Source organism: Gilliamella sp. Pas-s27 (assembly GCF_009795865.1).
In the GTDB taxonomy this organism is placed as follows: Bacteria; Pseudomonadota; Gammaproteobacteria; order Enterobacterales; family Orbaceae; genus Gilliamella.
The window spans coordinates 1-13100 of sequence record NZ_WTEW01000011.1 but is presented as its reverse complement, the minus strand read 5'-3'; the positions used below and the strand labels follow the sequence as shown (position 1 = coordinate 13100).

Sequence of the window (13100 nt, the reverse complement as noted above, 5' to 3'; positions counted from 1 at the left end):
AATATTACTCTTTTTTAATCGTGAATTATAGAACTGACTCCATCCATTTTACTGATTGTGCTAACGCCTGATGCAGGCTTTTTTGTAATTGTTTTTTAGATACAGTTATTACTTTGTTTTGTTTAGTTGAATGAATCAATTTTGCCTCGCAAAGGTTACTTAGTTTATCATCTTCAAAAATGATATTCATAACAGGAACTTGGCAAGCATGATTTAAAAGTCCTTGATTTTTTAGCGAAAAGTAGTTCAACTCAGCTGCTAATTGTTGATTGGATATTGACGGTAATCCTAAACGACTAGCAAGCATATCTTTGTAACTATTCGGTAGGTTTTTTTGTAGCGTTTTATCAACAAAGATCTGATGGATTAGTGGAGTAAAATTAAACAATCCTTTTATTTTGTTTGGCATCAAATAAGCTAAACGTGTTGCAATATGCGAACCAAACCGAAACCCTGCAACAATGATACGATTATTATCAACCCAAGGTATGGATGGAAGCTGTTCTATTATGGCTTGATGAATTTGGCTACTATTTTGAGATAAAGCAAAGTTACGGCTATAACCTACAGTTGGCAGATCAACCGTTAGCATAGCAAATCCATAAGGTGCTAAAAATTCACTAAAATAACGGTAATAATCAATTTGTAAATTACCTAATGCATTACAAATTAGTACAACAGGGCAAGTTCCTTCTGTTTTTGGTAAATGTAATATTGCTTTGACATTACGATTATCAACTTTAAATTCAAGTTCTTTAGTCAAAAATGGTGAAAAGTTAAGTGCTTTTGTATAACTTTGGTAAGCACAAGTTTGGGCATACATTGCAAGTTCGTCATTTTTAAAATGTGGATAGCTAGCAATACTTGATAATTCACTGGCAATAAGATAATAATTGAGTAAATTATTTTTATCTTCGTTGGTAAGATTTGTTTTATCAAACGATTCAGCTTTAGTTTGCCATATTGCTGCTTGATTTAAAAATTCATAAACCCAGTTACCTGATTGGTAACCAACGACTGTATCTAACCATTTATCATTGGTGTGATGCTTAGTTGAAGCGGCAATTTTTGATAAAACCGCTTCAGTCTCTAATTTTGGTAACCCCCGCCAATGCCACAAAACAGCATTAATAATTCGATACCATCTTGAGTCAATTTCACCATCTAAGGCACTAATGCTACTACCATCGCCACTATCGATACGCTTAATAAGCGTTGATGTCTCGGGGTAATCAAATTGTGGCTTAAATATTTGTGCTGTTAGATTTTCGGTAGCTACCATAACAAATTTAATGTTCTTCTTGATTATTTATGATCACAAATCGGTTTAACAAACATGACACCAGTATCCCAAGGCTGTTCGATCCAAGTATCTTGTGCAATATCAATCACATAATCATCAACAAGAGGCTTACCAGCAGGTTTTGCAAAAATAGTGACAAAATGAGCTTTTGGGTACATTTCGCGGATGGTATGAGCTGTGTTACCCGTATCGACTAAATCGTCAACTACGATAAAGCCTTCACCATCTCCATTGGCTTGTTTTAATATTAGTTTTTCACGCTGGTGGTCATGGTCATAGCTTGAAATACAAACTGTATCGACATAGCGAATACTTAATTCTCGCGCTAAAATAGCAGCAGGAACAAGTCCACCACGACTAACGGCAATAATGCCTTTCCATTGTGTTGCAGGTAATAAACGCTCTGAAAGCTGACGACCGTAGGATTGTAACATTTCCCAGGTGACGTTGAATTTTTTCTTTTCAGCAATAAGTTCTGCTTTTTGTTGTTTTTTGGCTTTAATTTCTTCTTCTGTTAATGTTTGTTCTATTGACATGAGTAACCTGCAATTTTAATCGGATATACGAATATAATAAATTAATATTAATGGACTAAAAATAGATGTAAAATTGCACCTTATTATAGAGTGATTAGATAAAAAAAACCACTCAAATTTATTACTTACTTAATATTGGGGTTATATTATGCTTTCTACACTAAAACCGAGATCTGTTTGGCAAATTTTTAATGATATTTGTAATATTCCACATCCGTCTCATCATGAACAAATGATAACTAAATATATTGTCGATTTTGCCAATACACATCATATTGATTGTAAGCTTGATAAAGTGGGTAATATTTTATTAACTAAAGCAGCTACCAAAGGTATGGAAGAATGCCCATCCATTGCTTTACAAGCACACATGGATATGGTGCCACAAAAAAATGAGGGTACAATTCACGATTTTTTAACCGACCCAATTCAAGCTTATATTGATGGCGAATGGGTAAGAGCCAAAGGTACTACATTAGGTGCAGATAACGGTGTTGGACTAGCATCTGCACTTGCTGTTTTAATTGATCCAACAGTTGAACATGGACCAATTGAAGTATTAGTAACAGTATCAGAAGAAACCGGTATGCACGGTGCTTTTGGTTTACAACCTAATTGGTTAAAAAGCCAATATTTAATTAATACCGATTCTGAAGATGAAGGTGAAATATTTACAGGGTGTGCTGGTGGCGTTGACTTTACTACTACCTTTGCTGTTACTTATGCTGTAATGCCAGAAAAGCATGATTGCTATATGAATCTTTCACTTAAAGGGTTAAAAGGTGGGCATTCAGGCTGTGATATTCATCTTGGTCGAGGTAATGCAATTAAATTGATGGCTCGCTTTTTAGCTCAATATGCACCAGATATTTCATTTAGATTGGCTGATATAAAAGGCGGATCATTACGTAATGCGATTCCAAGAGAAGCCTTTGCTGAAATCACACTAAATAAACAAGATTTACCTAAATTAGAAGCAATTGTTCAACAATATCAAACTATTTTGCACAATGAGTTAGGTCATGTAGAGCCGACTATTGAAATCACATTATCAGAAGTTCAGTCCAATAAAGTAAAACGCGTATTAACTACTGAGCATCAAAATAAAATCATCAATTGGTTAAATACAGCACCTAATGGTGTGGTTAGAATGAGCAACCAATTAGACGGTGTGGTTGAAACATCACTTAATTTAGGTATTGTCAATATTGAAGATAATCAACTAATTGTTCATTTTTTAATTCGTTCTCAAGTTGATAGTGCAAAAGATGCTGTTGTATCGACATTGATATCGCTTAGCCAATTGGCAAATGCTAATTATGAAATTAGTGGAGGATATTCTGGTTGGGAGCCTAATTTAGATTCACAATTGTTACAACTTGCAAAAAATAAATATCACGAAATATTTTCTCAGCAAGCGAAAATAATGGTGATTCATGCAGGGCTTGAATGCGGTTTATTTAAGCAGAGTTATCCAAACATGGATATGATTTCAATTGGACCAACAATTGTTTCACCACATTCTCCAGACGAAAAAGTCAATATTCAAAGTGTTTACCGATATTGGGAATTATTAATAGCGATCTTAAAATCGGCCAGCTGCCTAAAATAATTTTCTAGTATCTGCTGATTTTTTCGGCAGAAAATTAACATTTTGAGTTATCTTATTAAAAATCATTCAAGACTATGATGTTTTATCTTTGAACATCATAGTCAGATAACAAAAAAACACCTGTAAGATGAAATTAAATTCAAAAAAAGTGAATAAAAATTCATTTTGTACTTGTAATAGCTTTATAAATAACCTACTATATGAACATTATTGCATAAAAAATAAATAAGGGTTGGTATGTTAAAGGCTATTATTGTTGGTGCGAGTGGTTATGCTGGTGCGAAATTAGCTTATTATTTACACAAACATCCACATATTGAACTTATTGCATTAACTGTATCAGAGAACAGTCAAGATGCTGGTAAACTGATTTCTGATTACGATTTACATCCCCAATTAAAAGGTATTGTTGATTTACCTCTTATTGCTACAGCAGATTATTCCTCTTATATTAATAATGTTGACGTTGTTTTTTTAGCAACTGAACATGCTGTCAGCCACAATATTGCACCTCATTTTTTAGATCATGGCTGCGTTGTTTTTGATTTATCAGGTGCATTTAGGGTCAATTCGGCTACTTTTTATTCTGAGTATTATGGTTTCACACATCAACAGCAAAAATGGTTAGACAAAGCTGTTTATGGTTTAGCTGAATGGAATAGCGAACAGATCAAAAATGCACAACTCATTGCGGTACCAGGATGTTATCCTACGGCTTCTCAATTACCGCTTAAACCATTAATTGAAGAGGGGCTATTAGATAATTCGCAATGGCCAGTCATTAATGCTGTAAGTGGTGTGAGTGGTGCAGGGCGAAAACCTTCGCATAATAATATATTTTGTGAAGTAAGTTTACACGCTTATGGATTATTTACGCATCGTCACCAACCTGAAATTGCAACACATTTAGCTCAAGAGGTAATTTTTACACCCCATTTAGGCAGTTTTAAACAAGGTATTCATGCCACAATAACTTGCCGAGTAAAAGAGGGGGTAACATCACAAGACATTCTAACTGCTTTAAATAAATACTATCAGAATAAACCGCTAATTAGAGTTTACCAGAAAGATTGGCCTGCACTAAAGTCTGTAATTGGTTTGCCTTATTGTGATATTGGTTTTGTATTAAAAGATCGTCATTTAATATTAATTTCTGTTGAAGATAACTTATTAAAAGGTGCTGCAGCGCAAGCGGTGCAGTGCATGAATATTCGATTTGGTTTTGATGAAACAGCATCATTATTATAAAAAAGGGTTAAATTATTTTAATTTTACCCAAAATTTTGAACGTATTAACAATAAGTTAAATTAATAGGGAACTAAAATGAAACCATTAGTTATAAAACTTGGTGGCGTATTACTTGATAACAAAGACGCCTTAAGTAAATTATTTCTTGTCATTAGTGAATATAAAAAGAATTTTCAACGTTCATTAATCATTGTTCATGGCGGTGGTACGGTCGTTGATTCTTTGATGGATAGACTCTCCTTACCTGTAGTTCGTCGAAATGGGTTACGTGTAACACCCGCTGACCAAATTGATGTTATTGTCGGTAGTCTTGCAGGTAGTGCCAATACCACATTATTGTCAGAATCAAAAAAACAAAAAATAGCTAGTGTTGGGCTCTGTTTAGCTGACGGTAATAGTGTGGAAGTTAAACAAATTTCAGAAGATTTAGGTTATGTTGGTGAAGCTAAAGCTGGCGATCCTACGTTAATAAACTTACTTACTAATGCTGGTTACTTACCTATTATCAGCTCAATTGGTATTACTGAAGAAGGTAAGATGATGAATGTCAATGCCGATCACGCTGCTGTTACTCTTGCTAAAACTTTAAATGCCGATTTAATATTACTTTCTGATGTGGTTGGCGTACTTGATGAAAATAAACAACGTATTGAAGCACTAACACAATCGCAAGCTGATCAACTAATTGCCAAAGGTGTTATTACTGAGGGTATGATAGTGAAAGTCAATGCTGCTTTTGAGGCAGCTAAAGCCTTAGGACGAGCTATTGATATTGCTAGTTGGAAAGAATCTGACAAATTGATTGAACTATTTAACGGACAATCAGGTATAACAGGCACAAGAATTATTGCTTAAATATTGAGCTGCTAGTATATTAATTTGGCTATCTCTATTTGAATATTAAAAGTAAACATCTTTAACTCATTTATTTACGTAAGTTAATTTAGAAAGGGTATAACATGAAAAAAAGTGGAACAAAAAAAGTTGTGTTGGCTTATTCGGGCGGTTTAGATACATCAGCAATTATTCCTTGGTTAAAAGAGAACTATGGTGGATGTGAAGTTTATGCATTTGTTGCCAATGTAGGTCAAGACCCCAAAGAATTAAAAGATGTCGAAAAGAAAGCTAAAGCATCAGGTGCTGTTGCTTGTAAAGTGGTTGATTTACGAGAAGAATTTGTTAAAGACTATGTATATCCGGTATTAAAAACTGGGGCTCTATATGAAGGTACTTACTATCTTGGAACCTCCATGGCTCGTCCAATTATTGCAAAAGCACAAGTTGAATATGCATTAGAAGTCGGTGCAGACACACTTTGCCACGGCGCAACAGGTAAAGGTAATGACCAAGTACGCTTTGAAACCACTTATACTGCACTAGCCCCACAACTTAAAGTTATCGCACCTTGGCGTGAGTGGGATCTACGTTCACGCGAAGCGTTAATTGATTATTTAAAAGCCCGTAAAATTCCAACTACCGCAACCGTTGAAAAAATTTACAGCCGTGATGAAAACGCATGGCACATTTCAACCGAAGGTGGTGTTCTTGAAAGCACATGGAACCAAGCTAATGCTGATTGTTGGGCTTGGACTGTTTCGCCAGAAGATGCGCCAAATAAACCAGAACTTGTTACTATTGGGATTGAAAAAGGCGAAGTTGTTTCAGTCAATGGTAAAAAACTATCACCTTATAACTGCGTTGCAACATTAAATAAAATTGGTGCTAAGCATGGTGTTGGTCGAGTTGATATTATTGAAAACCGCTTAGTTGGTATCAAATCACGAGGGTGTTATGAAACCCCTGGTGGTACCATAATGATGGCAGCATTACGAGGCTTAGAACAATTAATATTAGATCGTGACAGTTTTAAATGGCGCGAACAATTAGGTTTAGAAATGGCTTATGTTGTTTATGATGGTCGTTGGTTTGCACCATATCGTCGTTCTATTCAAGCTGCAGCCGAAGTCTTGGCGCAAGACATGACCGGCGAAGTTGTGGTCAAACTTTATAAAGGCAATGCAACGGCAGTACAAAAGAAATCGCCAAATAGCTTATATAACGAAGAATTTGCTACATTTGGTGAAGATGAAGTTTATGATCACAGCCATGCAGGTGGGTTTATTCGTCTATTCTCATTGTCATCACGCATACGTGCCTTAAACGAAGAAAAGAAAAAGCAACCGGCCCAAAAGGCTAAAACAGCTAAAAGTCCAAAAACAGCGACTAAAAAAGCAGTCACAAAAACGAAAAAATAAGCGCTAGTATCAAAAAATCAAACTACTATAATAAATATATACAGGTTAAACCCTGTATATATTATTTTTATTGTTGATAAAATCAAATTTTATTATAAATATAAACATATAAAAACGATAAATTAAAATCGTATAACTAATCATTAAAATAATATTGAGGTAATTATGGCATTATGGGGTGGACGTTTTAGCCAAGCGGCAGATCAAAGGTTTAAACATTTTAATGACTCATTACGCTTTGACTATCGTCTTGCTGAGCAAGATATTATCGGTTCGATTGCTTGGTCAAAAGCATTGGTGACCGTTGACGTTATATCTTATGATGAGCAAAAAAAACTAGAAAAAGCCTTAAATGAATTACTACTTTCAGTTCAACAAGCTCCTCAACAGATTTTACAAAGTGATGCTGAAGACATACACAGCTGGATTGAACAAAAACTGATCGAAAAAATTGGTGATTTAGGTAAAAAATTACACACAGGACGAAGTCGTAACGACCAATCGACAACTGACCTAAAACTATGGTGTAAAACGCAAGTTTCTCATTTAATTAATGCAATTGATCAGTTGCGACAATCACTAGTTACAACAGCAGAACAACATCAAAATGCGATTATGCCTGGTTATACCCACTTACAACGAGCCCAGCCAATAACGTTTTCCCACTGGTGTTTAGCCTATTTTGAAATGCTTAGTCGTGATGTTAGTCGCTTAGAAGATACATTAAAACGTCTTGATGTTAGTCCTTTAGGTTCAGGTGCATTAGCAGGAACAGCCTATCCAATGGATCGTGACCAACTAGCGCATTGGTTAGGGTTTACCCAAGCAACTAATAACAGTTTAGATTCTGTGTCTGATCGTGATCACATTCTTGAACTATTAAATGATGCTTCAATAGGTATGATACATCTATCTCGTTTTGCTGAAGATCTTATTATTTTCAATAGTGGCGAAGCCAATTTTGTTGAACTATCCGATCGTGTGACTTCGGGATCTTCACTTATGCCACAAAAAAAGAATCCCGATGCATTAGAATTGATCCGTGGCAAAGTAGGGCGAGTTGTCGGTGCGCTAACAGGAGCATTAGTGACTTTCAAAGGATTACCTCTGGCTTACAATAAAGATCTACAAGAAGATAAAGAACACCTATTTGATGCGCTTGATACTTGGCTAGAATGTTTGGATATGGCTACACTAGTATTAGAAGATATTAAAATTAATTACACAAATTGCGAAGAAGCGGCCAAACAAGGCTATTCTAATGCGACCGAACTGGCTGATTATCTCGTTGCTAAAGGCATACCATTTCGAGAAGCTCACCATATTGTTGGTGAAGCGGTGGTAGAGGCTATTGCAAAACAAAAAGCACTTGAAGAACTCTCACTTGAAGAATTACAGAAATTTAGCTTAGTGATTGAAAGTGACGTTTACCCAGTATTATCATTAGAATCCTGCCTAGCTAAACGTTGTGCTAAAGGTGGTGTATCGCCACAACAAGTAAAATCAGCAATTGAAGTTGCAAAACAACAATTATCATAATCAACTAAACTCCTCAATAACGTTATGCCAGCATCTGCTGGCGTTTTTATACTAACGTATTCACTTCTATGCGATTTTGTTATAAAAAATCTGATTGTATATCTGTGCAGACAGTGCAAGAATAGAACTCTTTTTTGAATGGATTAAAGTGAATTGCAATGAATAAAAGTTATAATTTTAGTGCAGGTCCTGCAAAATTACCTACAGATGTATTAAAACAAGTTCAAGCTGAATTATTAAATTGGCATAATACTGGCGCATCGGTCATGGAATTAAGCCATAGAGGTAAAGATTTTGATGCATGTGCTATTGAAGCAAGCAATGATCTGCGTCAAATCTTAAACATCCCTAATAATTACAAAATCCTTTATTGTCAGGGAGGAGCCAGAGCACAGTTTGCCGCCGTACCACTAAACATTTTAGGGAATAAAACCAGTGCAGACTACATTAACAGCGGTTACTGGAGCCAATGTGCCGCCAAAGAAGCTAGCAAATATTGCCAAATTAATGAACAAAATGTTATTGTTAAACAAGATGGATTAACCGCTATCAAACCCATGTCAGAATGGCAATTAAATAATGACGCTGCTTATGTACACTATTGTCCAAACGAAACAATCGACGGCGTTCAAATCTTCGAAGAACCTAATTTTGACAACAAAACTGTTGTTGCTGACTTATCTTCGTGCATATTATCACAACCTATTGATATAAGTAGATATGGCATCATTTATGCTGGTGCACAAAAAAATATCGGCCCATCAGGTATCACTATAGTTATTGTGCGTGAAGACCTAATTGGCTATGCACAAAAAATCCTACCATCAATATTAGACTACAAAATCTTATTAGACAACGACTCCATGTTTAACACACCGCCTACATTTGCATGGTACATGTCTGGTTTAGTTTTTAAATGGATTAAAAACCTTGGTGGACTAAAAGCAATGCAACAACGAAACCAGGCCAAGGCGCAATTACTTTATCAATTTATCGATCAATCCGGTTTTTATAGAAATACGGTTTCTAAAGCTAATCGATCAATAATGAACGTCACCTTTTTATCACCAAATGAACAATTGGATAAAAAATTTGTAAGCGAAGCAACCCAAGCTAACATTATAGGAATAAAAGGTCACCGAATTGCTGGAGGAATGCGTGCATCTATTTATAATGCCATGGATCAAGATGGTGTAAATTATTTAATTGATTTTATGCAACAATTTGAAAAACAAAATGGTTAATTTAAGATTTTACTAAGAAGTATCAATAACCAAAAGGGAGGAAAAACCTCCCGCTTTTTAGTGACAAATTATTTACAACTATAAACCTCACCAACCATAACTGCATCTGTTGGTGCAATATCTGAAATGTACTGCATAGACGTATCTTGTGCATTGTAAATCACATTTCCTCCTATCTCAGCGGCCTTATTCATCAGTTCTGTCGCGGCATCACGAATAAGCTCGCTATGCGTTTTTACTCCTGAAAAGAAACTACTACGACGCCCCTCAGCCTTACCTAATAATTGACAAGAAGCGGCAGGCTTTGTATCGATGAATTTAACCTGACTACCAGCAGAGGTAAGTTGATGATTAGAGTTACTACAAGCACTTAAAAGCAGCGTTGCTGATATTGCAACGCCGATAACTAGTGATTTTTTGATAAACATAATTTCCTCATCCAATATAACAACGAATAATAACTTAAATTATTGTATCAGTTTAGTTAAACAAAAAATATCAGTAATTAAATTAGCATAAAACTTAATAAAATACAGATTAATAAATAGCCAAATCAACTTGTTTTATTAATTAATTGTAGCAAATTCGATTTAACTCTATTATAATCGCAACCCTACTAACTCAGTAGCACATCCAAATGGCCCCTTAGCTCAGTTGGTCAGAGCAGTCGACTCATAATCGATTGGTCACTGGTTCAAGTCCAGTAGGGGCCACCATCGCAATAATCAAGTAAGTTTAAAAACGTTCAAAAAACCTTTATCTAACAAGCTTTCCAGTTAATTTACTGTTCAACTAAGTTCATCCTGATTTAGCAAAATTCAAACTTTTATGTTATATATTATGTTATACGTTTGAATATAACATCGAGTTGTATAACATGGTAAAAATAGTTAAGCCTCTTACTGATACACAAATTAAAAACGCCAAGCCAAAAGAAAAGGATTACACTTTATCTGATGGAGACGGATTATATTTGCTGATTAAAAAGACTGGTTCTAAAATATGGCGCTTTAATTATATTCGTCCATCAACTAAAAAAAGGGCATTAATTAGTTTTGGTCATTATCCTCAAGTTAGTTTAATTGATGCTAGAAATCTTCGTAATGAATCCAGAGATTTAATTAGGCAAAATAAAGATCCATTAGAAAAAGAGTTAATCAATACTCAAAAGATAAGAACACTTAAAAGTGTGGCCGATGATTGGCTTATATTGGAGAAGTCACAAGGTTATAAGGATGAGACAATCAAAAAAAGTTGGCAGTCACTAGAAAATCATGTTTTCCCTTATCTTGGTAATACACTAATAACAGATATAACCCCGACACTATTTATTAATATATTAGCTCCATTAAAAGCAGCTAGAAAATTCGATATGATAAAACGAGTAATTAGGCGAGTTAATAAAATAATGGATTATGCTGTTAATTATGAATTAATAGAATCTAACAAGTTAATTAAAGTAGGCAAAGTATTTGAAAGCCCAACACCTACAAATATGCCAAGTATTCGACCTGACGAACTGCCTGAATTTATGCAAGCCCTTTCTTTGGCTAATATAGAATTACAAACCAGATGCTTAATAGAATGGCAATTATTGACTATCACAAGACCAAGTGAGGCAGTAGGTGCTTTATGGGAGGAAATAGATATCAAGCAAAGGATTTGGACAATTCCTGCTAGTAAAATGAAAATGAAGCGAGATCATATTATTCCGCTACCATATCAGGCTATAAAGATACTTGAAATCATGCTACCTATAACCAGTCATAAAGAATTCGTATTCCCAAGTATGAAAGGTTCTATTAATAAGCCTATGAGTAGCCAAACTGTCAATATGGCCATTAAAAGGATGGGGTTTGATGGTCGCCTTGTTTCTCATGGGTTAAGGTCATTAGCAAGCACGGCATTAAATGAACAAGGCTTTAATCCTGACTTGATAGAGGCATCCTTGGCTCATGCTGATAAAAATGAAGTTAGGAGTATTTATAACCGAGCAAATTATCTTGAGCAACGTCGTGAATTAATGAATTGGTGGGGTGATTTTGTAGAGCAAGCAAGCCAAGGGAATGTGTCTTTATCAGGGAGTAATGCTTTGAAAACCGTTAATGATTAGTTTTGCCATAGTCATATATTAAGCCAGTCAACTAGGCTGGTTTTTTATTGCCTCTTATATAGGAATATACTTTATATATTATTTTTAATAACACTAACAACACTAATAACATAATATAATTGATTTATATATATTTTTTTAAGTGTTATTAAAAGATAATAATAACATATATAACATTAAATTATGTCATTAGGTTTGATTCTAAATCCGTACTGATTTCTAAATGAGAGCCTTTCCTTTGGCTAGCCAGATTTCTCTAAAAAGTGATATTAAAAACACATGTAATTTTATCCAGTAGTGATATAATGTTCAAGGAAGTTCAAATCAGATGATAGGGTTTATTTATGGCATTACCAGAAAGATTATTTTATACACTTGAACAAGCCGCAGAAAAAGCTAAATGTAGTGTTGATGACTTATTTCATTATGCTTATATGGGCGTTTTACAATTATGTTTTTTAGTTCCAGACGATTATATTGTTAATGACTATTATGATGATACTGGTATAGAGGATGAGATTATAACAATCAAAAGCGATGGAGCAACTCTAAATGATATTCCAATAAATCAGCTGGATGACGCTTTTGCTAAGTATGAAACTATGTACACAAGTATTTTAGAAAGAACAATTAGAATTGGGGATTGTATTGAACATGATACTTTTATAGGTGGTTTATTAGCATTAGATTTTAGTGATACTAGACGGTTGTATTATGAACGCAATAAATCAGAGATCAAAGTTATTGATATATGCTCAGCTAGTTTGCCTAGGGTTGATAAAATAATCACAAAAACTGACGGTTATGAACCCTCTGATTTTGAATTTTCAGTATGTTGGTATATGAAAATTTCAAATCTCTATATTAGTCACTATGAATTGGAATTATTAAAAAATGGTGGGGAGTATCATTGGTTCAATGAAAATGCTGAAATGGAGTTTCAGCGAAGAAAACAACAACAAACTCGTCTACAACATAGTCCTAAATCACTTAATGCTCAAGCTAAATTTATAAAAGCATTAATAACTGCTAATTATGGAATAGGAGTTGCTAATAATGTTCGATGGAATATCGATACAGAAAACATGTAGTAGCTCAAACTTAACCTGACAGACACCTATTACTCATCGGTTTTCATTTTAACAAAATGCGTGTCCGATGAGCAAAATAAATTCTCCAATTGCTTTTCCTTAACCAACCCCTTTGCATCATTCCATGTTTGCCAGGGTGTCTTCCCATAACAATATTT

The 13100-nt window shown here is 34.6% G+C and carries 10 protein-coding genes, 1 tRNA gene and 1 pseudogene; 9 read left to right on the top strand and 3 right to left on the bottom strand.

Going from position 1 to position 13100, the window contains the following annotated elements:
- Window positions 1–25 precede the first annotated feature (25 nt).
- Together GQ589_RS05655 and gpt are read right to left on the bottom strand one after the other, a co-directional pair.
- On the bottom strand, window positions 26–1282 hold the full coding sequence (locus tag GQ589_RS05655) for an alpha/beta hydrolase (RefSeq protein ID WP_160425047.1): 1257 nt from the start codon (window positions 1280–1282) through the stop codon (window positions 26–28).
- 23 nt (window positions 1283–1305) lie between these two features.
- Window positions 1306–1839 (bottom strand): xanthine phosphoribosyltransferase, encoded by a 534-nt coding sequence (gpt, locus tag GQ589_RS05650; RefSeq protein WP_160399762.1) that lies wholly within the window; start codon window positions 1837–1839, stop codon window positions 1306–1308.
- 148 nt (window positions 1840–1987) lie between these two features.
- Between gpt and GQ589_RS05645 the strand changes: the two genes are divergently transcribed.
- From GQ589_RS05645 to serC, 6 genes and pseudogenes are all read left to right on the top strand, one after another.
- On the top strand, window positions 1988–3451 hold the full coding sequence (locus GQ589_RS05645; RefSeq protein WP_160399763.1) for an aminoacyl-histidine dipeptidase: 1464 nt from the start codon (window positions 1988–1990) through the stop codon (window positions 3449–3451).
- Between the two features lie 237 nt (window positions 3452–3688).
- On the top strand, window positions 3689–4699 hold the full coding sequence (argC, locus tag GQ589_RS05640) for an N-acetyl-gamma-glutamyl-phosphate reductase (protein ID WP_160425045.1): 1011 nt from the start codon (window positions 3689–3691) through the stop codon (window positions 4697–4699).
- 76 nt (window positions 4700–4775) lie between these two features.
- Window positions 4776–5555 carry an acetylglutamate kinase gene (gene argB, locus GQ589_RS05635; protein WP_160425043.1) on the top strand — a complete coding sequence of 260 codons (780 nt, stop codon included), beginning with the start codon at window positions 4776–4778 and terminating at the stop codon, window positions 5553–5555.
- Between the two features lie 104 nt (window positions 5556–5659).
- Window positions 5660–6877 (top strand): annotated as a pseudogene (locus GQ589_RS05630) (argininosuccinate synthase); the annotation flags it as partial.
- A 243-nt stretch (window positions 6878–7120) separates the two neighbouring features.
- Window positions 7121–8494, top strand: a complete 1374-nt coding sequence (gene argH / locus GQ589_RS05625; RefSeq protein ID WP_160425039.1) for an argininosuccinate lyase — start codon at window positions 7121–7123, stop codon at window positions 8492–8494.
- 158 nt (window positions 8495–8652) lie between these two features.
- Window positions 8653–9738, top strand: coding sequence for a 3-phosphoserine/phosphohydroxythreonine transaminase (serC, locus tag GQ589_RS05620; protein ID WP_160425037.1), 1086 nt, complete (start codon window positions 8653–8655; stop codon window positions 9736–9738).
- 68 nt (window positions 9739–9806) lie between these two features.
- Here serC and GQ589_RS05615 read toward each other — a convergent pair whose 3' ends face one another.
- Window positions 9807–10166: a DUF4156 domain-containing protein gene (locus GQ589_RS05615; RefSeq protein ID WP_160425035.1), complete on the bottom strand. Its 360-nt coding sequence runs from the start codon at window positions 10164–10166 to the stop codon at window positions 9807–9809.
- Between the two features lie 211 nt (window positions 10167–10377).
- On the opposite strand from GQ589_RS05615, the gene GQ589_RS05610 reads away from it, so the two are divergent.
- The 3 genes from GQ589_RS05610 to GQ589_RS05600 all read left to right on the top strand — a co-directional run bounded on the left by GQ589_RS05610 (window position 10378) and on the right by GQ589_RS05600 (window position 12942).
- Window positions 10378–10454 (top strand) — tRNA-Ile (locus GQ589_RS05610).
- A 161-nt stretch (window positions 10455–10615) separates the two neighbouring features.
- A complete protein-coding gene (locus tag GQ589_RS05605; protein WP_160425033.1) occupies window positions 10616–11851 on the top strand; it encodes an integrase domain-containing protein in 1236 nt (411 codons plus the stop codon).
- A 344-nt stretch (window positions 11852–12195) separates the two neighbouring features.
- On the top strand, window positions 12196–12942 hold the full coding sequence (locus GQ589_RS05600) for a hypothetical protein (RefSeq protein ID WP_160425031.1): 747 nt from the start codon (window positions 12196–12198) through the stop codon (window positions 12940–12942).
- Window positions 12943–13100: the final 158 nt, after the last annotated feature.

What these genes read in the sequence shown, in the direction of transcription:
- GQ589_RS05655 (WP_160425047.1), bottom strand. Translation starts at nt 1,282, where the DNA reads ATGGTAGCTACCGAAAATCTAACAGCACAAATATTTAAGCCACAATTT.
- GQ589_RS05645 (WP_160399763.1), top strand. Translation starts at nt 1,988, where the DNA reads ATGCTTTCTACACTAAAACCGAGATCTGTTTGGCAAATTTTTAATGAT.
- argB (WP_160425043.1), top strand. Translation starts at nt 4,776, where the DNA reads ATGAAACCATTAGTTATAAAACTTGGTGGCGTATTACTTGATAACAAA.
- GQ589_RS05615 (WP_160425035.1), bottom strand. Translation starts at nt 10,166, where the DNA reads ATGTTTATCAAAAAATCACTAGTTATCGGCGTTGCAATATCAGCAACG.
- serC (WP_160425037.1), top strand. Translation starts at nt 8,653, where the DNA reads ATGAATAAAAGTTATAATTTTAGTGCAGGTCCTGCAAAATTACCTACA.
- gpt (WP_160399762.1), bottom strand. Translation starts at nt 1,839, where the DNA reads ATGTCAATAGAACAAACATTAACAGAAGAAGAAATTAAAGCCAAAAAA.
- GQ589_RS05600 (WP_160425031.1), top strand. Translation starts at nt 12,196, where the DNA reads ATGGCATTACCAGAAAGATTATTTTATACACTTGAACAAGCCGCAGAA.
- argH (WP_160425039.1), top strand. Translation starts at nt 7,121, where the DNA reads ATGGCATTATGGGGTGGACGTTTTAGCCAAGCGGCAGATCAAAGGTTT.
- argC (WP_160425045.1), top strand. Translation starts at nt 3,689, where the DNA reads ATGTTAAAGGCTATTATTGTTGGTGCGAGTGGTTATGCTGGTGCGAAA.
- GQ589_RS05605 (WP_160425033.1), top strand. Translation starts at nt 10,616, where the DNA reads ATGGTAAAAATAGTTAAGCCTCTTACTGATACACAAATTAAAAACGCC.